Source organism: Pseudomonas resinovorans NBRC 106553 (genome assembly GCF_000412695.1).
Classification (GTDB): domain Bacteria; phylum Pseudomonadota; class Gammaproteobacteria; order Pseudomonadales; family Pseudomonadaceae; genus Metapseudomonas; species Metapseudomonas resinovorans_A.
In genome coordinates this window covers 1162587-1182290 of sequence record NC_021499.1, presented here as the reverse complement: position 1 = coordinate 1182290, position 19704 = coordinate 1162587, and the positions used below count along the sequence as shown (strand labels likewise).

Annotated in this window: 20 protein-coding genes; 7 read left to right on the top strand and 13 right to left on the bottom strand. The window is 66.6% G+C overall.

What is annotated here, in order from left to right; translation table 11 throughout:
* Positions 1–58: 58 nt before the first annotated feature.
* The 3 genes from PCA10_RS05490 to PCA10_RS05480 are packed head-to-tail and all read right to left on the bottom strand — an operon-like array spanning position 59 to position 1882.
* Positions 59–994 carry a glutathione S-transferase family protein gene (locus PCA10_RS05490; RefSeq protein WP_016491040.1) on the bottom strand — a complete coding sequence of 312 codons (936 nt, stop codon included), beginning with the start codon at positions 992–994 and terminating at the stop codon, positions 59–61.
* Between the two features lie 36 nt (positions 995–1030).
* Entirely contained in the window at positions 1031–1348 is a 318-nt protein-coding gene (locus PCA10_RS05485; RefSeq protein WP_016491039.1) for a GIY-YIG nuclease family protein, read from the bottom strand.
* A 48-nt stretch (positions 1349–1396) separates the two neighbouring features.
* A complete protein-coding gene (locus PCA10_RS05480) occupies positions 1397–1882 on the bottom strand; it encodes a nuclear transport factor 2 family protein (protein WP_016491038.1) in 486 nt (161 codons plus the stop codon).
* Positions 1883–2000: 118 nt separating this feature from the next.
* On the opposite strand from PCA10_RS05480, the gene PCA10_RS05475 reads away from it, so the two are divergent.
* Positions 2001–2954 carry a GlxA family transcriptional regulator gene (locus tag PCA10_RS05475; protein WP_016491037.1) on the top strand — a complete coding sequence of 318 codons (954 nt, stop codon included), beginning with the start codon at positions 2001–2003 and terminating at the stop codon, positions 2952–2954.
* A gap of 125 nt (positions 2955–3079) precedes the next feature.
* On the opposite strand, the gene PCA10_RS05470 is transcribed toward PCA10_RS05475, so the two are convergent.
* The 5 genes from PCA10_RS05470 to PCA10_RS05450 form a co-directional block, all read right to left on the bottom strand.
* Positions 3080–3712 (bottom strand): helix-turn-helix transcriptional regulator, encoded by a 633-nt coding sequence (locus PCA10_RS05470; RefSeq protein WP_016491036.1) that lies wholly within the window; start codon positions 3710–3712, stop codon positions 3080–3082.
* Between the two features lie 79 nt (positions 3713–3791).
* A complete protein-coding gene (locus tag PCA10_RS05465) occupies positions 3792–4916 on the bottom strand; it encodes an NAD(P)/FAD-dependent oxidoreductase (RefSeq protein WP_041770534.1) in 1125 nt (374 codons plus the stop codon).
* Positions 4917–4926: 10 nt separating this feature from the next.
* Positions 4927–5883 carry an ornithine cyclodeaminase family protein gene (locus PCA10_RS05460; protein WP_016491034.1) on the bottom strand — a complete coding sequence of 319 codons (957 nt, stop codon included), beginning with the start codon at positions 5881–5883 and terminating at the stop codon, positions 4927–4929.
* Between the two features lie 143 nt (positions 5884–6026).
* Positions 6027–7031, bottom strand: a complete 1005-nt coding sequence (locus PCA10_RS05455) for a DUF481 domain-containing protein (RefSeq protein WP_016491033.1) — start codon at positions 7029–7031, stop codon at positions 6027–6029.
* A 130-nt stretch (positions 7032–7161) separates the two neighbouring features.
* Positions 7162–8160 carry a DUF481 domain-containing protein gene (locus PCA10_RS05450; protein ID WP_016491032.1) on the bottom strand — a complete coding sequence of 333 codons (999 nt, stop codon included), beginning with the start codon at positions 8158–8160 and terminating at the stop codon, positions 7162–7164.
* Between PCA10_RS05450 and PCA10_RS05445 the strand changes: the two genes are divergently transcribed.
* Together PCA10_RS05445 and PCA10_RS05440 are read left to right on the top strand one after the other, a co-directional pair.
* Positions 8159–8545, top strand: coding sequence for an MGMT family protein (locus tag PCA10_RS05445; RefSeq protein ID WP_016491031.1), 387 nt, complete (start codon positions 8159–8161; stop codon positions 8543–8545). The two genes, PCA10_RS05450 and PCA10_RS05445, sit on opposite strands and share 2 nt — an antisense overlap.
* Positions 8546–8632: 87 nt before the next feature.
* Entirely contained in the window at positions 8633–10375 is a 1743-nt protein-coding gene (locus PCA10_RS05440) for an AmpG family muropeptide MFS transporter (RefSeq protein ID WP_016491030.1), read from the top strand.
* 60 nt (positions 10376–10435) lie between these two features.
* Here the strand turns inward: PCA10_RS05440 and PCA10_RS05435 are convergent, their stop codons facing one another.
* Both PCA10_RS05435 and PCA10_RS05430 read right to left on the bottom strand, forming a co-directional pair.
* On the bottom strand, positions 10436–11260 hold the full coding sequence (locus PCA10_RS05435; RefSeq protein WP_016491029.1) for a mechanosensitive ion channel family protein: 825 nt from the start codon (positions 11258–11260) through the stop codon (positions 10436–10438).
* A 116-nt stretch (positions 11261–11376) separates the two neighbouring features.
* Complete coding sequence (locus PCA10_RS05430) at positions 11377–11856, bottom strand: YajQ family cyclic di-GMP-binding protein (protein ID WP_016491028.1); 480 nt, start codon at positions 11854–11856, stop codon at positions 11377–11379.
* A gap of 225 nt (positions 11857–12081) precedes the next feature.
* Between PCA10_RS05430 and PCA10_RS05425 the strand changes: the two genes are divergently transcribed.
* Genes PCA10_RS05425 through PCA10_RS05410 form a run of 4 tightly spaced genes read left to right on the top strand, consistent with a single transcriptional unit; the run spans position 12082 to position 16592 of the window.
* Entirely contained in the window at positions 12082–13044 is a 963-nt protein-coding gene (locus PCA10_RS05425; RefSeq protein ID WP_016491027.1) for a GGDEF domain-containing response regulator, read from the top strand.
* Positions 13041–13952, top strand: a complete 912-nt coding sequence (locus PCA10_RS05420) for a putative 2-dehydropantoate 2-reductase (RefSeq protein WP_016491026.1) — start codon at positions 13041–13043, stop codon at positions 13950–13952. The genes PCA10_RS05425 and PCA10_RS05420 overlap by 4 nt, the downstream gene beginning before the upstream one ends.
* 44 nt (positions 13953–13996) lie before the next feature.
* Entirely contained in the window at positions 13997–16015 is a 2019-nt protein-coding gene (locus PCA10_RS05415; RefSeq protein ID WP_016491025.1) for a sensor histidine kinase, read from the top strand.
* 1 nt (position 16016) lies between these two features.
* Positions 16017–16592, top strand: a complete 576-nt coding sequence (locus PCA10_RS05410) for a cob(I)yrinic acid a,c-diamide adenosyltransferase (protein ID WP_016491024.1) — start codon at positions 16017–16019, stop codon at positions 16590–16592.
* A gap of 47 nt (positions 16593–16639) precedes the next feature.
* On the opposite strand, the gene PCA10_RS05405 is transcribed toward PCA10_RS05410, so the two are convergent.
* The 3 genes from PCA10_RS05405 to argJ all read right to left on the bottom strand — a co-directional run bounded on the left by PCA10_RS05405 (position 16640) and on the right by argJ (position 19699).
* Positions 16640–17581: a Nudix family hydrolase gene (locus PCA10_RS05405; RefSeq protein WP_016491023.1), complete on the bottom strand. Its 942-nt coding sequence runs from the start codon at positions 17579–17581 to the stop codon at positions 16640–16642.
* Positions 17578–18216, bottom strand: coding sequence for a glutathione S-transferase family protein (locus PCA10_RS05400; RefSeq protein ID WP_016491022.1), 639 nt, complete (start codon positions 18214–18216; stop codon positions 17578–17580). The genes PCA10_RS05405 and PCA10_RS05400 overlap by 4 nt, the downstream gene beginning before the upstream one ends.
* Positions 18217–18481: 265 nt before the next feature.
* On the bottom strand, positions 18482–19699 hold the full coding sequence (gene argJ / locus PCA10_RS05395; protein WP_016491021.1) for a bifunctional glutamate N-acetyltransferase/amino-acid acetyltransferase ArgJ: 1218 nt from the start codon (positions 19697–19699) through the stop codon (positions 18482–18484).
* Positions 19700–19704 lie beyond the last annotated feature (5 nt).

The following is a 19704-nucleotide window of genomic DNA, read 5'->3' as shown; positions in this document are numbered from 1 at the left end:
CGCGAAGGGCCGCTAGCGGCCCGTGGGTCCAATTCGCGAATGAATCACAAGCCTCCGATCAACGCCCCTCGATACGGAACCCCAGGCGCGGGAAGTGCACGTGCACCAGGCCCGCGCGCTCGTCCTCGCGACGCAGGATGATCTCCTCACGGCCAGCGAACACCAGCCCGCCCTCCACCGGGTCGACGCCGTAGTCGGTGGCCGCCACCGCCACCGTCTGCCCCGGCTTGAAGCCATTGGGGTCGACGAAGTCTTCCACCGGCAGCGCAGCCGGCGTGGCGTTGCGGGCGATATCCACAGCCTCGGCGGCGGACAACGGGCTGCTGGCGCCCTCGCCGAAGCCCAGTACCCGACCGAACCAGGCCGCCACGTCCGGATAGTCGTCCACCAGCGGGGCGGTGACCGGGGTGCCCTTGAGGAACCACAGGCAGTGGGCCAGGGAGAAGTCGGCCACCGAGGGTTCGCCGAAGAGGAAGTCGCCTTCGCTGCGTTCCAGTTGCTGTTGCAGGCGCCCCATCAGCACCGGCCAGTTGCTGCGGGCGTGCTCCGCCGGCAAGCGGGTGGTGCTGCCGCCGGAGAACAGCTTGGCGCGGTCGGCGAGGAAGGCCTGCTGCACCGCGGGCGGCAGCTGGCCCATGCGCACGGCGATGGATTCGGGCTGGAACACCAGGGTCACCGCGTGCTGGAAGATCACCGAGTCCACCCACAGGGCGAAACTGGCGACATTGAACTCCTGGCCTTCCGGGAACAGCGCCGGGCCGGATTTTTCCGCTTCCAGGCGGCGGGCGATCAGCGCGGTATCGCAGTAGATGTCGGCGCCCACCTGCAGCACCGGGGTCTTGCGGTAGCCGCCGGTCAGCGCCATCAGGTCGGGCTTGGGCATAATCCGGGGGATGTCCACCGAGCGCCACGACAGCTGTTTGAAGCCGAGCATCAGCCGCGCCTTCTTGGCGAAGGGGGATTGCTCGTACTGGTGCAGGATGAGTTCGGACATGGCAGGTCTCCGCTGCGGTTGGAAGAGTGCCGCAGCTTAGCCCGGCACTTCGGTGAGGCCTATGGTTTCGGCGCGCTCCCAGCCCAGTATCAGCGCCTCTTTTGCCGCCTTCTTCATGCGCTTGATGGCGATCTCCCGACGCAGGGCCTCGCCCTTGTCGGCGCAGGCCTCGACGAACACCAGTGCCTGGGCCGGACTGGAATGGAAGAACCGCGCGCCCTTGCCACTCTGGTGCTGGGCGAAGCGACGCTGCGGGTCGTCGCTGATGCCGCAGTAGAGGGCGCCGTTCTCGGCGCGCACCAGGTAGACGAACCAGGGCTTGGCGACGGGGGCGGATTCGGCGAGTTCGGGCATTGCGGGGTCCTACTGGAGGGCCGCCGCATTAAGCATTGGGGAAGCGCTTCAAGACAAGTTCTTCAGCGACCCGCTGCGGTAGGCGGCCAGGCCCCGGGCGGCCTGCTTGCGAATGGCGCCCTGCACCGGCGGCAACCAGCCCAGCAGCAGCCCCTTGGCCCCCAGGGCCTGACGGGACCAGCGCCAGAGGTCGAAGCTGTCGTGGTGCTCGATGATCTTGCCGTCCGAGAAGAGGAAGCGCGCCTGGATGCGGTTCTCCACGCGGCGCCCGGTCTGGGTGAACAGGTAGGTGGCGACCCAGTTGGCGCGGCCGGTGAGGTCATCGGCCTCGACGCCGTCGAAGGTCAGGCTGAACTGCTGCGCACGATTGGCGAGCATGCGCCACATGTCCCCGGCCTCCCGCCCGTTGAGGTCGGTGAAGACCGGGTCGCTGAAGTGCACGTCGGGGCTGTAGCAGGCGGCCATGGCCTCGGCGTCCAGGCGCTGGAAGGCCTGGTAGAAGTGGGTGATGAGTTCGGCGTTGGGGTGTGCCATGGGACGGCTCCGGCAAGGTCGGTATGCCTGGAAGTATTGACCCGGAAGCGCAGGAAGGCGATTGGCGGTATCGCCAACTTTGTGGCAATAATCGCCAAACCTGCCCAGAGCCCCCGCCATGATCCGTGTAGCCCTGTTCGTCTGCCCCCAGACCGTTTGCTCCAGCCTGGCCATGGCCGACGACGCCTTCCGCCTGGCCAACCAGTTGGCCGGCGAGCCGCTGTTCCTGGTGCAGCGCTTCAGCCGGGATGGCCAGCCAGTGGATATCGGCATGGCCGAGGTCCGGGTGGACGGCGGCCTGGAACTGGCCGAAGCGGCCAACCTGATTGTGCTGAGCGCCACCGGTGCCGCGGTGGAGCGGACCCTGGCGGCCAACCGCGAGCTGCTGCCCTGGCTGGCGGCACGGCCGGACACCCAGCAGCTCGCCAGCCTCTGCAGCAGTGCGTTCCTGCTGGCCGCCTCGGGGCGCCTCGACGGTCGCCGGGCCACCACCCACTGGGCACTGGCGCCGGCGTTGCGCAAGGGTTATCCACAGGTGCGCCTGGACGCGGAGGCCCTGCTCACGGAGGACGGCAACCTGTTCTGCTCCGGCGGCGCCCAGGCCGGGCTCGACCTCTGCCTGCACCTGATCGCCTGGCACGGCGGCGACTGGTTGGCGCGGCGTGTGGCCGGCGCCCTGGTGTTCGACCTGGATCGCGGCCGCCAGTCACGTTTCGCGCCACTGCTGCCGGCGATCGGCAGTGAGGACCCGCAGATCGGGCCACTGCTGCTCTGGCTGGAACGGCACCTGGCCGAACCGCTGGACCTGGAGGCGCTGGCGGCCCGCGCCCACTGCTCCAGCCGCACCCTGCTGCGTCGCTTCAAGGCCGCCACCGGGCTGACGCCCAACGCCTACCTGCAACGCCTGCGCATCAGCGCCGCGCAGACCGCCCTGCGCCATCCGACGCGCTCACTGGAGCAGGTCGCCGCCCAGGTGGGCTACGCCGACCGCGCCACCTTCGCCAAGTTGTTCAAGCAATTGTGCGGGGAAACGCCAGGGGCCTTCCGGCGCAAGCTACGCGCCACCCCGTAGGATCTGACCGAGCGCCACGCTCCTACCTGGCACGGCCGGCTCGACGTAGGAGCGATTTCAATCGCGAAGGACCGCGCAGCGGGCCGTGGGTCCGTTTCGCGAATGAATTCGCTCCTACACGGTGCTCAGACCGACTCTTCCTTCAATTCCTTGAGGTGCTTGTAGACCGTGGCACGCCCCATATTGAGCACGTTGGCCACGTAGTTGGCCGCGCTCTTGCCCTTGAAGGCGCCTTCGGCGTGCAGGGCGAGCACCAGCTCGCGCTTGTGCTCGCGGGTGAGCAGGTTCAGGCCCAACTGGCGCTGGCGCAGCCAGTTGTGCAGGAAGCTGTTGATGCGCTCCTGCCAGTCGTCGCGGAACAGAGCGTCGGGCTGGGGGATGAGTTTGCTGGAGGAGAGGAACAGGTCGAGCGCCGCCTTGGCCGTCTCGAACATGGAGATGTTCAGATTGATGCAGAGCACGGCGGCCGGCGCGCCCTGGGCGTCGCGCAGCACGGTGCTCATGGAACGGATCTTCTGGCCGTCCCAGTTGAGCTTCTCGTAGGGGCCGATGTTCCGCTCGTCCACGTCTTCACCGAGCATGTCTTCCAGGGCCGCGTCGTCGCCGACGCTGCGCTTGGAGATGTTGTTGGCGATGTAGTCGATCTTCTGCGTGCGCAGGTCGTGCAGCACCACCTCGGCATGGGGGAAGAACAGCGTGGCGATGGCGTCGGCGATGGCCCGGTAGTTGTCCAGGGCGGGGTCTGGGCGCGGGGTCATGGAGCGGCTCCTGGAGCGGGAAGATCGGCGCCGGGCGCGGGGCCCGGCGCAGCGAGTGTGGCGCAAAGCGCCCGCGCCGTCATCCCAGCCGCGCGGGGGACAACATGGCCTCGGTCAGGCCGAAGCTCGCCAGGTGCTCGGCCAGCGGCTGGCGCAGGATCAGGCAGGCGCTGGCCTCACCCATCGCGGCGGAGGTCTGGATGCCGTAGCCGCCCTGCCCCGCCACCCAGAAGAAGCCCGGTGTGCGGGGGTCGTAGCCGGACACCAGGTCGCCATCCGGGAAGAACGAGCGCAGCCCCGCCCAGACCCGCGTGGGACGGCGAATGCTCATGCTGGTGTGTTCTTCGATCTGGTAGATGCCCATCGCGATGTCCAGCTCTTCCGGCTGCACGTCGTGGGCGTCCACCGGGTCGGCGTTGGCCGGGGAGCCCAGCAACACGCCGGCGTCCGGTTTGAAGTAGAAGGACTCATCCAGGCTCACCAGGGCTGGCCAGCCATGGGCGTCCACGCCCTCCGGCGGACTGAAGATGAAGGCGGCGCGGCGCTTGGGCTGCAGGCCCAGGGGCTGGACGCCGGCCAGTTGCGCGAGCTGGTCGCACCAGGCGCCGGCGGCGTTGACCAGCACGGGGGCCTGGAAGCTGCCCTGGGTGGTTTCCAGCAGCCATTGCTCGCCTTCGCGGCGAACACCGGTGACTTCGCAGCTGTGCCGTACTTCGCCGCCGTTGCGGCGGATGCCGCGCAGGTAGCCCTGGTGCAGGGCGTCGGTGTCGATGTCGGCGGCGCTGGGGTCGAGCATGGCGCCCTGCACTTTGTCGCGACGCAGCACCGGCACCAGGGCGCAGGCCTGGTCCGGGGTCAGCATGCGCATGTCGGGGACATTTTCCAGGGCGCTGTCGAACTGGCGTTGCAGCTCTTCGGCGTCGCCGGTGAAGTCCACCACCATCTCACCGCGCGGGGTGAGCAGCGGGTGCTCGCTGAAGCCTTCCGGCGGTGCATCGAAGAAGGCGCGGCTGGCGGCGGTCAGCGCCCGCACCTGGGGCGTGCCGTAGGCGACGGTATAGAGGGCGGCGGAACGGCCGGTGGAGTGGTAGCCGGCGTGCTCCTCGCGTTCCAGCACCAGCACGCGGCCATGGCGGGACAGCCAGAAACCGGTGGAAGCGCCGGCGATACCGGCACCGATGATGATGAAGTCAGCCTGGTTCATGGAGTCCACCTCACTGGCCTTGGCGCTGCAGATGATAGAGGGCATTGGCCAGCGCCATGTCTTCCAGGCCGAGGCCGATGGAGCGGAAGAACACCGTGCGTTGGTAGTCCGGGCGCGGCGCCTGGCCGCTCAGCAGTTCCGGCAGGTCGCCACGGATGCTGTCGCGGCTCCAGCCGTGCTGTTCGGCGGCCAGCAGCATCTCGCCGGCGGAACCCGGGGTCGTGGCGCGGTAGTCGCAATACACATCCATTTCGCCCAGGGCCTGTGGCGGTACTTCGTGGGCGCGCGGGGCGTTGGTGCTGATGGAGGTGACCAAAGCCGGCCGGGTGAGGCTGCGCGGGTCGAGCACGGGACCTGCGGACGAGGTGCAGAGCATCACCACGTCGGCCTCGGCCACCGCCTCTTCCAGGCTGCCGGCGATGCTCACGCGGGGGTCCTGGGTGCGCAATTGCGCCTGCAGGTCGGCGTCTGCGGCCAGGGCCGGCGAGAACACCGCGATGCGCTGCCAGTCACGCAGGCCCTTCACATAATGCAGGTGGGCGCGGGCCACCGGGCCGCTGCCGATCACCGCGAGGCGGCTGGCGCGCTCCGCTGCCAGGGCCTCCACCGCCACCGCCGTGGTGGCGGCGGTGCGTGCGGTGGTCAGCTCGCCGGCATCGCAGAGCAGCAGCGGCTGGCCACTGTCCATGGACATCAGCAGGGTCCAGGCGGTCACCAGGGCGCCATCGGGCTTCTTGATGTAGGGCGAGGTCTTGACCCCGTAGACCCCATCCTTGGCCAGCACGCCCAGGTAGTTGATGAAATCGCCGGCGGCGTTGGGGAACTCCACCAGTTGCTGGGCCGGCTGCACGGCTTCGCCAGCAGCGAGGTCCTGGAACATGCGGCGCATGGCCTGGTGCACGTCCACCTGCTGGAGCAGGCGGCGGGCGTCGGATTGGCCAAGGACGAGGGGCGAGGTGCTGGTCATCGGGGCGCTCCCAGAGGCTGGATGTAAACTATTTTTCCATATTGGACTTTTAAGTTTACACCAGCAAGGGAAAGCGGACCGGATGTACGGGAATGGCGCCTGGGTGTAAGGCCGCCACCCTGAGGCGGCGGCTAGACAGGCCGTTACCAGCCTACGCCGAAGCCGACGGTGTAGCGGGTTTCGTCGATCTCGCCCTCGGCGCCGCTGACCAGGTCTTTTTCCGCCTTCATGTTGAGCGAGGCCCAGTCGGTGAGCTTGTAGCGCAGGCCCAGTTCGGCATCCAGCGAGTAGTCGGCGGTGTTGTCCAGCGGGCGGCCAACTTCGCCATTGGTGAACAGCTCCACGGTCTTGCCCACCAGGTAGCGGTTGTAGTCCCACTTGGTGCTGAGGGAGTAGAAGCCTTCCTTGTTGCCCGTGGCGAAGCGGTAGTCGGTGCGGTTGACCAGCCCCGCCAGGGAGAAGGCGCCCAGCTCGTCGTCCCAGAACTGGTAACCGGGACCGGTACCCAGGGTGCGCTGGCGCTCGATGTCGCCGAGCTTGTCGCGCTTGTACTCGCCGCGGCCCTGCCAGAAGAACTTGTCGGTGATGAAGCGATCGAGGGCGTACTCGGTTTCCCAGTTCTCCGAGGTCTTCACATCGTCGGTGAATTCGCGGTTGTACTCGCCCGAGGCGTTGTGCCGCCAGCGGCCATGGCGGGCCCGGGTCCGGAAGTCGACGTCGTAGTCGTCGGTGTCCTTTTCGGCGCGCTTGTAGTCCAGGGAGACGTCGATGTTGCCCGTCCAGGTCAGGTCTTCCACCAGCGGCTTGGGCTTCATGATCTGCTCGATGCTGGCGAGTTCGACCTCCTTGGGTGCCTCGCCGTTGGCCAGGATCACCTTGCCGTCTTCGGCGCGATGCAGGGACTTGGCGCGCTCGCCGTGGAGGTCGTCCTGCTTGATCAGCAGTTCGCGATCGCTTTCCAGGGTGGCGACCTTCTTCCAGTCCAGGGGGATGGTGCCGCCGTAGTCGGTCTCCAGGACCAGCTTGCCGCCATCGAAGACGCGGATGGTACCGGTGAGACGGTCGCCGTTCTTCAGCCAGACGGTGTCGGCGAAAGCGGCGGAGGATGCGGCGACAAGCGCCGCGCAGAGCAGGGATCGGGACAACATAAAGCGACTTCTTTGCTCGGATTTTCGAAAAAGCCGGGCATTATCCTCATGACCGACAGCAGAGCAAGGACTGACCGGCCCTTCCCCTGCGAGTTCCGAAAAAGCGATGGGCGTGCCCCGCCCGAATGCCCTACCAGCCGATACCCACACCCAACAGATAGTGCCGGTCGGAAGAGGTCTGGCCGAGCCCGCGCAACTGGTCCAGCTCATAGAGCAGCGATAGCCTGGCCCAGCCGTTGATGCGGTAGCGCAGGCCGAATTCGCTGTCGAGCACGTAGTCGATCTCGCTGATCTGCGGGACCTGCACCTGCGCCTTGGAATAGATTTCGAAGCGGGTGCCGGAGAGCAATCGCTTGAAGTCCCATTCGAAGGAATAGGCATTGAAGTCCAGGTCGCCGTCGTCGCTTTCCAGCTGGAAGCGACTGAACTGGGTGATCAGGTCGAAGCGCCCCAGCTCGCTGTCCCAGAAGCGATAGCCCGGGCCCAGGCCATAGGAGCGCTGGCGCTCGACGAACTGGAAGTCGTCGACTTGCCGCTCATGGCTGCCGCGAACGAACCAGTGCTCGGTGAAGAAGCGGTCGAGGTCGTACTCCATCTCCCAGTTGTCCTCGGTCCGCGCGCCGTTCTTGCTCTCCTTCTCCAGCTCGCCGCTCAGTACGTGGCGCCAGCGCCCGTGTTCGACGCGGGTGTCGCCCTTGAGCTTCCACTCGTCCGTCTTGTTCTCGTTGCGCTCCAGGTCCAGCTTGGCGTCGAGGTTGCCCTCCCAGATGCGGTCCCTGAGCATCGGCCGCGGCGGCACCATCTGCCGGATGCTGGCCAGCGGCACGATTTCGCTCGTACCGTTGTGCAAGCGCACCATGCCCTTGCCCGCCGCCTCCAGGCTCTGGCTATGCTGGCTGTCCAGGCCCTCGCGCTTGATCAGCAGCGGTTTATCCGTGCGCAGGGTGTCGATATCCTTCCAGTTGATCAGCACCTGGCCGGCATACTTGGTCTTCAGCGCCAGCTTGCCGCCGTCGAGCAGAATGATCTCGCCCGTCAGGCGATCGCCGTTGTTCAACCAGAGGGTATCGGCCAGCAGCGGCGCACAGGCCAGATACGCGAGCAGGGTAAATAGGCTACGGAGCAGCATGGTCGGCAAGCAAAAGAAAGAAGAAGCGCGAGAGCATGCATGGGCGGACTTGCCGACAGCAAGCCCGGACATCCGTCGCGAGGCGCTCTACCTGACCCTCGGCCAGGTACCGGAGGGCAAGGTGGTGACCTATGGCCAGCTCGCCGAGTTGGCGGGCCTGGGCCGCGCCGCCCGCTGGGTCGGGCGGACCCTGAGCCAGCTGCCGAGCGGCACCCTGCTGCCCTGGCATCGGGTACTGGGCTCCGGCGGGCGTTTCAGCCTGGCCGTGGGCACGCCATCGGGCAACGAGCAGCGGGCACGTTTGCGCGCGGAAGGTGTCAGTATCCTGAACGACAAGGTGGACATGCGTCGGCACGGCTGGCTTCCCATGCCGCCCAAGGGTTAGAGTGCGCCCTGCCCTGTTTCCTGCCCCTTTCCCGGACGCCGCGAGCAGCCCCATGTCCAGCACCACGCCTTTCGGACCGCACCGCTAATGCCCCATAGTTCCTGGCGCGCCGCTATTGCCGCCTATGCCTCGCCGGCTACTCTCTCGCTGCTCCTGCTGGGTTTCGCCGCCGGCCTGCCCTACATGCTGGTGTTCTCCACCCTTTCAGTCTGGCTCCGCGAAGCCGGGGTTTCCCGCGAGACCATCGGCTTCGCCAGCCTGATCGGCCTGGCCTATGCCTTCAAATGGATCTGGTCGCCGCTGCTCGACCAGTGGCGCCTGCCCTTCCTGGGCCGCCTCGGCCGCCGCCGCTCCTGGCTGGTGCTGTCCCAGGCCGCGGTCGGCATTGGCCTGGTGGGCATGGCGCTGTGCGACCCGCAGACCAACCTCACCTGGCTGATCGCCCTGGCGGTACTGGTTGCCTTCGCCTCGGCCACCCAGGACATCGCCATCGACGCCTACCGCCTGGAAATCGCCGAAGACAGCCGCCAGGCCGCGCTGGCCGCGAGCTACATGACCGGCTACCGGGTCTCGGCGCTGCTGGCCACCGCCGGCGCGCTGTATTTCGCCGAGTGGTTCGGTTCCACCACCCAAGTCTACGAGTACGGCGCCTGGGCCAGCACCTACCTGTTGTTCGCCCTGCTCATGCTGCCGGGGCTGATCACCAGCCTGTGGATGCGCGAACCCAAGGTGGACCTGCCGATCCAGAGCAACAGCTCACGCTTCAAGCTCAAGCACCAGCTGTCGTCGGTGCTTATCCTGCTGGTGATGCTGATCTCCCTGCCGGCGATGATCACCGGCCTGCTCGATCGCGCCTGGCCGCGCGCCGCGCTCTACGCCCTGTTCCTGATCACCTGCCTGTCGCCCTGGGGCATGCGCCAGATCCTGCCGGTGCGCGAGCTGCTCAGCCAGCAGCGTCGTCAGCTACTGGTGGCCGCGCGGGGCAAGGTGATGCCGAACTTCGACTTCGTCCACCAGACGGTGTCGATCATCGTGCTGATCGTGATCCTGGTGACCATCGCCGCCGCCGTGAAGGCCTTCTCCTCCGGCGCCTGGCCACGCGGCACCCTGTTCCTGCTGATCACCCTGGCCTGCTTCTCCGCCGCCGGCCGCCTGCTGATGGCGCCGGTGCTGACCCCCATCAACGAGTTCGTCCAGCGCTACCGCTGGCAAGCGCTGCTGCTGCTGGGCCTGATCGCCACCTACCGGATGTCGGACACGGTGATGGGCGTGATGGCCAACGTCTTCTACATCGACCAGGGTTTTTCCAAGGAACAGATCGCCAGCGTCAGCAAGCTGTTCGGTCTGGTGATGACCCTGCTCGGCGCCGGCGCCGGCGGCCTGCTCATCGTGCGCTTCGGCATCCTGCCGATCCTCTTCATCGGCGGCGTCAGCTCGGCGGCCACCAACCTGATGTTCGTGGCCCTGAGCGACATGGGCGCGCACCTGAACATGCTGATCCTGACCATCTCCTGCGACAACTTCAGCGCAGGGTTGGCCACCTCGGCCTTCGTCGCCTACCTCTCGAGCCTGACCAACCTCAAGTTCTCGGCCACCCAGTACGCCCTGCTCAGCTCCATCATGCTGTTGCTGCCACGGCTGATCGGCGGTTACTCGGGGGTGATGGTAGAGAGCCTGGGCTACCACAACTTCTTCCTGCTCACCGCCCTGCTGGGCATCCCGACCCTGCTGCTGATCGCCATCCAGTGGGGACGCGACCGCCAGCAACCCAAGGAGAACGGCTCGCCCAGCGCGCCGACCGCGCCCAACGGTTCCACCGAGCAGCCCTGATTTCCCACGGACATGAAAAAGGCCGGCATATGCCGGCCTTTTTCATGGCGCAGTCGGGACTCAGGCCGGTACCACCTGGACCATTCGCGGCGGCTGCGCCAGCTCGACGCCGGCCGCGCTCAAACTGTCGCGCAGCTGCTCGTTGAGCTTGAAGATCACGCCCCAGTAGTCGGCGTTGGACGTCCACAGCCGCAGGGACAGATTGATCGAGGTGTCCCCCAGGGCGGACACCACCACCACCGGTTCCGGGTTCTGGTGCACGCGGGGGTCGCGGGCGAGCTTGAGCAGCACGTCGCGCGCCTTGGACAGGTCGGCGGAGTAGTCCACCTTCACGTCGTAGAGCACCTGGCGGTTTTCCTGCTTGGAGTAGTTGGTGATGATCCCGTTGGACAGGCTGCCGTTGGGCACGATCACCGTCTTGTTGTCGCCGGTGCGCAGCACGGTGTGGAAGATCTGGATGTGGTCCACGGTGCCGGAAACGCCCTGGGCCTCGATGAAATCGCCGACCTTGAAGGGCCGGAACAGCAGGATCAGCACACCACCGGCGAAGTTCGCCAGGCTGCCCTGCAGGGCCAGGCCGATGGCCAGGCCGGCGGCACCTATGACGGCGACGAAGGAGGTAGTCTCGACACCGATCATCGAGGCCACGCTGACCATCAGCAGTACCTTGAGGATGATGTTGATCAGGCTGCCGATGAACCCCTGCAGGGTGCGATCGACGCGGCGGTGCGTCATGAGGGCGCTGACCCGGCCGGTCAGCAGGTTGATCAGCCACCAACCCAGCAACAGGGTGACCAGGGCCAGGGACAGCTTGCCGCTGTATTCCAGGGCGATGGGCCCCCAGGTTTCGGATGCCGTCACCAGTTGATCGACGTTCAGCTCCATGGATGCTCTCCTGCACTTCGTGGGCAATACAAAACCAGGTCGCCATGGACAAGCCATGGCGAACAAGGTTCAGGACACTCTAGGGTTGCGACGCGAATCGGTCGCGAAGGTTCCGCTCAGTCGCGGAAGTTGTTGAACTGCAGGGGCATGCCGAATTCCTTGGCACGCAAGGCGGCGATGGCCTCTTGCAGGTCGTCACGCTTCTTGCCGGTCACACGCACCTGCTCGCCCTGGATGGCCGCCTGGACCTTGAGCTTGCTGTCCTTGATGTGCGCGACGATCTTTTTCGCCAGTTCCTTGTCGATACCCTCACGCAGCACGGCTTCCTGCTTCACGAACTTGCCGGAAGCGTAGGAATCCTTGAGTTCGAGGCACTGGACATCGATCTTGCGCTTGACCAGGGCCAGCTTGAGAATCTCGATCATCTGCTCGAGCTGGAAGTCGGCATCGGCGGTCAGGGTGACGGTCAGTTCCTTGAACTCGAAGGTGCCCTTTCCGCGCAGGTCGTAGCGGCGCTCGAGCTCCTTGATGGCGTTGTCGACAGCGTTGGTGACTTCGTGTTTGTCCAGTTCGGACACCACGTCGAACGAGGGCATGGGATTCCTCCAGATAGACGGCGCGATCTGCATCACGGATATGAAAGCGCCTGGCTTGACGGTAAAAAATGCGCACCCATTATAACCGAGCGACGCGTTGCATTTCGGCGCCGTGCCCAGCAGTCCGAAACCGGCAGAACGGTAGGGCCACAAGGCAATCTGATTGCAACTTGATATCATAACGCCATAATTTTCTATCCCACCTCCTCCTTGCGAGCCTGCCACATGCCCAACCCTCATCTCAGTATCCTGGTGGTGGACGATGCCAAGTTCTCCAGCGCCATGATCGGCCGCACGCTCAGCCAGGCCGGTTACCAGGATCTGCGATTCGCCAGCAGCGCCAGCGAAGCCCTGCAATTGCTGGAAGACAAGCCGGCCAACGTCATCCTCGCCGACTGGCTGATGCCCGAGATCGACGGCCTCGAACTGACTGCGCGGGTACGCCAGCTCGACGAAATGACCGACCACTACAGCTACATCATCCTGCTCACCGGCAAGGAAGGTGAGAACGTACTGGGCGAAGCCTTCGACCGGGGCGTGGACGACTTCATCAGCAAGGCCGCCATGAGCGAGCAGCTGGTGCCCCGCGTCTACGCCGCCGACCGGCTGTGCAATACACTGCAGCGCCTGCTGCAGGAGAACCGCCTGCTGACCCAGAACATCGCCAGCCTGGAGCAACGCAACCTGGTGGACTCCCTCACCGGCCTCGGCAACCCGCGCTACCTGCGACAGAAGCTCGCCGACAGCCTGCGCCAGGTGGAATCCCGTGGCGGCGCGCTGTGCTACCTGCTGATCGGCCTGCTGGATGCGCCTCAGCTGCGCCAGCAGTACGGCGAAACCTTCTACAACGAGCTGCTGCACGGCGTCGCCCGGCGCCTGCAGCAGTTGGTGCGACCGCTGGACGTGCTGACCCGCGTGGACGACAGCCATTTCGGCCTGATCACCCTGCTGGACGACCTGCACGAATGCTCGCCCAGCAGCTTCCGGCGGCTGCACGAAGGGCTGAACCTGAAGGCCTTCAAGACCAGCGAAGGGTTCATCACCCTCAAGGCCGGCATCGCCCTGGTGGGCCTCGATACCAAGGCCCTGCCCCTGGACCCCGAGGAACTCCTGGAGAAGGCCTCCGCCATGCTCCCCGAAGCCTACGCCAGCGGCCGGGTCACCGCCCTGCGCCTCCCGCAACCATGACCTGGCACGTTCTCGGCGCCGGCAGCCTCGGCAGCCTCTGGGCCGCCCGCCTGGCCCGCGCCGGGGTGCCTGTGCGCCTGCTGCTGCGCGACCGCGCGCGACTCAAGGCCTATGAAGCCGCGGGCGGCCTGACCCTGGTGGAACAGGGCCAGGCGCGGCTTTACCCGATTGCCGCCGAACTGCCCAGCGGCACCGGCCCAATCGAGCGCCTGCTGGTGGCCTGCAAGGCCTACGACGCCGAAGCCGCGGTGCAGCCGCTGCTGCCGCGCCTGGCCCCAGGCGCCGAGCTGATCCTGCTGCAGAACGGCCTCGGCAGCCAGGACCAGGTGGCCCTGCGCGTACCCCACGCCCGCTGCGTGCTGGCCTCCAGTACCGAAGGCGCCTTTCGCGAGTCGGACTTCCAGGTGGTCTTCGCCGGCCATGGCTTCACCTGGCTCGGCGACCCCCAGCGACCTGGCGCGCCGCAGTGGCTGGACGAGCTGGAGCACGCCGGTATCCCCCATGGCTGGACGCCGGACATCCTCTCGCGGCTGTGGCGCAAGCTGGCACTGAACTGCGCCATCAACCCGCTCACCGTGCTGCACGATTGCCGCAACGGCGGCCTCGCCGAGCACCCGGCCGAGGTCAGCGTGCTCTGTGCGGAACTGGTGGAGTTGCTCCAGCGCTGCGGCCAACCCGCCGCCGCCGAGGACCTGCACGAGGAGGTGCTGCGGGTGATCCAGGCCACCGCCGCGAACTATTCCTCCATGTACCAGGACGTCGCCAACGGCCGCCGCACCGAAATCAGCTACCTCCTGGGCCATGCCTGCGCCACCGCCGCGCGCCACCAGCTCGGGCTACCGCACCTGGAGCGCCTGCACGCACGCCTCAAGGCTCACTTGCAGCAACGCGGATTGCCGGTCACCTGACCCCGCGCTAACCTGCCCTCAGCCCAGCTGTGGATGCCCCGCCCTTGACCAGCCTGCGTCAGCGCCTCGAGAACCTGTCGGTCGGCCGCAAACTGCTTGCAGCCCTGCTGGTTCTGCTCGCCACCGTCCTGCTCATCGCCAACCTGGCCTTCATCAGCGCCGCCTACTGGATCTCCCAGGAAAGCGTGGCGCCCCAGGGCCTGGAAACCCTCGGCCGACTCTTCGCCACCTCGGCCATCGGCCACGAGGCGCTGTCCTCCGAAGAAAAGGCCAAGGAGATGCTGCAGCGCCTGGACAGCTACACGCCGCTGCGCGCCGCCGCCCTGTATGACAGCGACGGCCGCCTGCTGGCCCAGTTGCAGCGCGGCGCCCAGCTGGAACTGCCGATGACCGCCGGCGATATTCGCGGGTGGCGCCTGCGCGAGTTCCGCACCACCCATGTCGCGGAACTGCCGCTGCCGGGCCGTCCCGCCGGGCACCTGCTGCTGGTGGCTTCCAGCGAACTGCCCGGGGTCTTCTACACCGGTACCCTGACCGCCAGCCTGGCGATCCTCGCCTGCAGCGTGCTGCTCTGGCTGCTGGTGGCGCGGCAGATCCGGCGCATGGTGACCCGTCCCATCCGCCGCCTGGAGGAGCTGTCCCGCCAGGTGACCCGCGAGGAAAACTATGCCCTGCGCGCGCCTCGCGGCAATCGCGACGAGATCGGCAGTCTCGCCGACGCGTTCAACACCATGCTCAGCCGCATCGAAGCCCGCGAACAGCAGCTCAAGCGCGCCCGCGACGACGCCCAGGCGGCCTTCGACCAGGCTCACGAACTGGCCGAGGAAACCCGCCACTCCAACCGCAAGCTGGAGCTGGAGGTGCAGGTACGCAGCAAGATCGAGAAGAAGCTCACCGGTTTCCAGAACTACCTCAACAGCATCATCGACTCCATGCCCTCGGCGCTGATCGCCCTGGACGAGCAGCTCTACGTCACCCAGTGGAACCAGGAGGCCAGCGCCCTCTCCGGCACGCCCATGGACGACGCGCTGAACCAGCCGGTATTCCTCGCCTTCCCCTCGCTCAAGCCCTTCCTGCCGCAGATCCGCCTGACCGCCGAGAAGCACAAGGTGGAGAAGGTCGAGCGGGTCAGCTGGCTGGCCGGCGAAGAAGTCCACCACTACGCCCTGACCTTCTACCCGCTGATGGGCGGCACCGGGCGCGGCGTGGTGATCCGCATCGACGACATCACCCAGCGCCTGTCCATGGAAGAGCTGATGGTGCAGTCGGAGAAGATGCTGTCGGTCGGCGGATTGGCGGCCGGCATGGCCCACGAGATCAACAACCCCCTCGGGGCCATCCTGCACAACGTGCAGAACATCCGCCGGCGCATCTCCCCGGAACTGGACCGCAACCAGGAACAGGCCGCCATCAGCGGCATCAGCCTGGAGTCGGTGAACCAGTACCTGGATGCCCGCGAAGTGCCCCGGCTGCTGGACGACATCCACCAGGCCGGCGCCCGTGCGGCGAAGATCGTCACCCACATGCTCGCCTTCAGCCGCCGCAGCAATCGCCAACTGGCGCCCTGCCAGCTGCCGGTGCTGCTGGACCAGGCCCTGGAGATCGCCAGCAACGACTTCGACCTCACCGAAGGCTTCGACTTCAAGGGCCTGCGCATCGTCCGCGAATTCGACCCGGAACTGGGGGCTGTGCCGGGCACCGCCAACGAACTCGAACAGGTGCTGCTGAACCTGCTGAAGAACGCCGCCCAGGCCATCCACCTGCGCGAGGACGACGAGGAAGGCCGTATCACCCTGCGCACCCGGCTCGCCCCGCCCTGGGCGGAAATCCAGGTGGAGGACACCGGCGTCGGCATCCCCGAGAACGTCCGAAAGCGCATCTTCGAGCCCTTCTTCACCACCAAGGAAGTGGGCCAGGGCACGGGGCTCGGGTTGTCGGTTTCGTATTTCATCATCACCAACAACCACAAGGGCCAGATGGAAGTGCAGTCCAAGGCGGGCCAGGGGACGTGCTTCACCTTGCGCCTGCCGCTGACTTCCAGCGCCATGGACGCAGGAGCCTGAAATGGGTAACCGCCTTTCGAAGATCTACACCCGCACCGGCGACAAGGGCGAGACCGGGCTTTCCGGCAACCGCCGGGTACCGAAGGACCACCCACGGATCGAAGCCATCGGCGAAGTGGACACGCTGAACAGCCAGCTCGGCCTGCTGCTGGCGGAGTTGGCCGACGGCCAGCCGCAATGGCCCGGCCTGGGCGAAGTGATCGAGGTACTGGAACCCTGCCAGCACCGCCTGTTCGACCTCGGCGGCGAGCTGGCGATGCCGGAATACCAGGTGCTGGAACAGCCTGAGATAGAGCGACTGGAAGCCGCCATCGACCTCTGGAACGACGAGCTCGGGCCGCTGAAGAACTTCATCCTGCCCGGCGGCTCGCGCCTCGTGGCCCAGGCCCATGTCTGCCGAAGCGCAGCCCGCAGCGCCGAACGCCGGGCGCAGACGCTGAACGGCGAAGAGCCCCTGCGCGCGGAACTCCTCGCCTACCTCAACCGCCTATCCGACCTGCTCTTCGTCGCCGCCCGGCTCATCGCCAGGCGCGAGGGCGTAGAAGAGGTGCTCTGGCAGGCGGCTAGCAAACCGTAGGTTGGTGTAGAGCGAAGCGAAACCCAACGCTTCGCTCCCGCTGGAGATTACTCGGGCCAGAACGCCCGGATACCCGCCACGCCCTGGGCGCCAATGCTCCAGGCACGCTCCACATCGGCCGGGCCAACCCCGCCCAGCAGGTAGGCCGGCTGGTTGAAGCCGCGCAGCAGTTCCGTCGCGCGTTCCCATCCCAAGGGCTGGGCGTCGGGGTGGGTCTGGGTGGCCTGCAACGGCGAGAGGGTGACGAAGTCCACTTCCATGGCCGCCGCCAGTTGCAGCTCCTCCACGCTGTGGCAGGACGCTGATAGCCAGCGTTCACGGGGGAACGGACGGCCATTGGGGGCGTACTTGCGCAGTTGCTCGGCGGTCAGGTGCCAGCCGGCGGCGGGGAAGTCGCCCAGCCACTCCAACGGTCCCTTGAGCATCAGCTGCGCCTTGCCGGCGCAGAGGCCCTGCACGTCCACGGCCAGGTCGCGGTACTGGGCATCGAACATGCGTGGTGCACGCAATTGCACCAGACGCACGCCATTGGCCAGGGCGGACTTCAGGCCGGCCAGCAGCGCCGGCGGCTCGAGATCGTCAGGGGTAATGAGGTAACGGTCCGGCAGACGCGCGGCGGCAACTATGGGCTTGTTGGCGGCCGGGAACTCGTAGCCCGAGAGCTCGCGTGACGAGGCCCAGGCCAGGGGCTGGCCCTCGGCGCCGTGGGGCTCGCCGGCAAAGGACGAGACTTCCCAGACATCCAGCAGCACGTGCTTGTCCGGGTAGTCGTGGTGGACCTGGATCAACGGCCGGGCAGCACTGACGCGAATCCCCAGTTCCTCTTCCAGCTCGCGGGAGAGCGCGGCCTGTACGGGCTCGCCCTCCTCCACCTTGCCGCCGGGAAACTCCCAGAGGCCGCCCTGGTGCTTGTCGTCCGGACGCCTGGCGATCAGGACACGGCCGTCTGCGCCACGGATCACGGCGGCGGCCACATGCACTCGTTTCATTCAATGATCTCCGTTTCCTGCAAGGCGGCCTGGTACCAACGCTGGAAGGCAGGCCACCGGTAAATGGTGTCGACATAGGCCGCGGCGTCTTCCGGCAACTCCACGGCATAGCTGCGCAGGCGGCAAGCCACCGGCGCGTAGAAGGCGTCGGCGATGCTCGCATGGCCGAACAGGTAGGGGCCATCCTGGCCGAAGCGCGCTCGGCAATCGGCCCAGAGAGCGCAGATGCGGCGGATATCCTCGGCCACTTCCTCGGGCACCTCGGCCAGCGGCTGGTTGCGCTTGAGGTCGAAGGGCATGTTGCTGCGCAGGGGCACGAAACCGCTGTGCATCTCCGCGCAGACGGTGCGGGCATGGGCACGGGCGGCCTGGCCGAAGGGCCAGAGATGCGCTTCGGGGAAACGCTCGGCAAGGTACTCGGCGATGGCCAGGGAGTCCCAGATGGTGCCGTCTTCGGACTGCAGCACCGGTACCTTGGCGGTGGGCGAGTAGCCCAGCAGGCGCTGGTGGCTGTCCGCCTGGTAGAGCGGGACGCGAACCTCGTCGTAGGGCGAGCCGGTCAGCTCCATGGCCAGCCAGGCGCGCAGCGACCAGGACGAGTAGTTCTTGTTGCCGATGATGAGTGTCAGGGACATGTCCAGCTCCTTGGTTCCAGTTCGTCAGGGGATCGCTGGATCATGGAAGCTGCCTCGGTCCGTGGCAAATTCCCGATTTTCATCGGGGCATGAAAATCGGGAATGCCAGGTGGGAACGATCAGATCGAAAGCCTATTCACGATCTTGCGAGCTAGAGCCATGCAAGGCAAAAGCAGGCGAGGAAGCGGAGTTTACAGCTGTAAATGAGCATTCCGAGCCTGCTTTTAACGCCGCAGGGCCGACGCGCAGCTGATCGTAATAGGCTTTAAGTGCGGTATTCCGCGTTGATCTTTACGTACTCATGGGACAGGTCGGTGGTCCAGATGGTCTCGCTGCAATCACCGCGGCCCAGCTCGATGCGGATGGTGATTTCCTCGCGGGCCATCACCGCCGCGCCCTGCGCCTCGGTGTAGGTGGCGGCACGGCCACCCTGGCTGGCGATGCAGACTTCGCCGAGGAACACGTCGATCAGGCTCACGTCCAGGTTCGGCACGCCGGCATAGCCCACGGCGGCCAGGATGCGGCCCCAGTTGGGATCGGAGGCGAACAGCGCGGTCTTGATCAGTGGCGAGTGGGCCACGGCGTAGGCCACGTCCAGGCACTCCTGGTGGTTGCCACCGCCATTGACCTGCACGGTGACGAACTTGGTGGCGCCTTCGCCGTCGCGGACGATGGCCTGGGCGACCTCCATGAATACGTCGAACACCGCTTCCTTCAGCTTGGCGAACAGCTCGCCGCTGGCGGCGGTGATTTCCGGCAGGGCAGCCTGGCCGGTGGCGATCAGCATGCAGCAGTCGTTGGTGGAGGTGTCGCCATCGATGGTGATGCGATTGAACGACTTGTTCGCCGCATCGCGTACCAGTGCCTGCAGCACGTCACGGGCAACCTTGGCGTCGGTGGCGATGTAGCCGAGCATGGTGGCCATGTTCGGACGGATCATGCCGGCGCCCTTGCTGATGCCGGTGACGGTGACGGTCACGCCATCGTGCTGGAACTGGCGGCTGGCACCCTTGGGCTGGGTGTCGGTGGTCATGATGCCTTCGGCGGCCTGGACCCAGTTGTCCGCCTTGAGGTCGGCCAGGGCGGCGGCCAGGGCGCCTTCGATCTTCTCGACCGGCAGCGGCTCGCCGATCACGCCGGTGGAGAACGGCAGCACGGCGTCTTCGCCGACGCCCGCCAGTTCGGCCAGCTTGGCGCAGGAACGACGGGCGCGGACCAGGCCGTCCGGGCCGGTGCCGGCGTTGGCGTTGCCGGTGTTGGTCAGCAGGTAGCGTACCTCGCCTTCCAGGCGCTCACGGGTGATCAGTACCGGGGCGGCGCAGAACGCGTTGGTGGTGGTAACGCCAGCGATACGGGAGCCTTCGGCGCAGCGCATGACCACGACGTCCTTGCGCCCGGGGCGCTTGATGCCGGCGGAGGCGATGCCGAGTTCGAAACCGGGAACCGGGTGCAGGGTGGGCAGAGGGCCAAGACCAACAGCCATGGAAG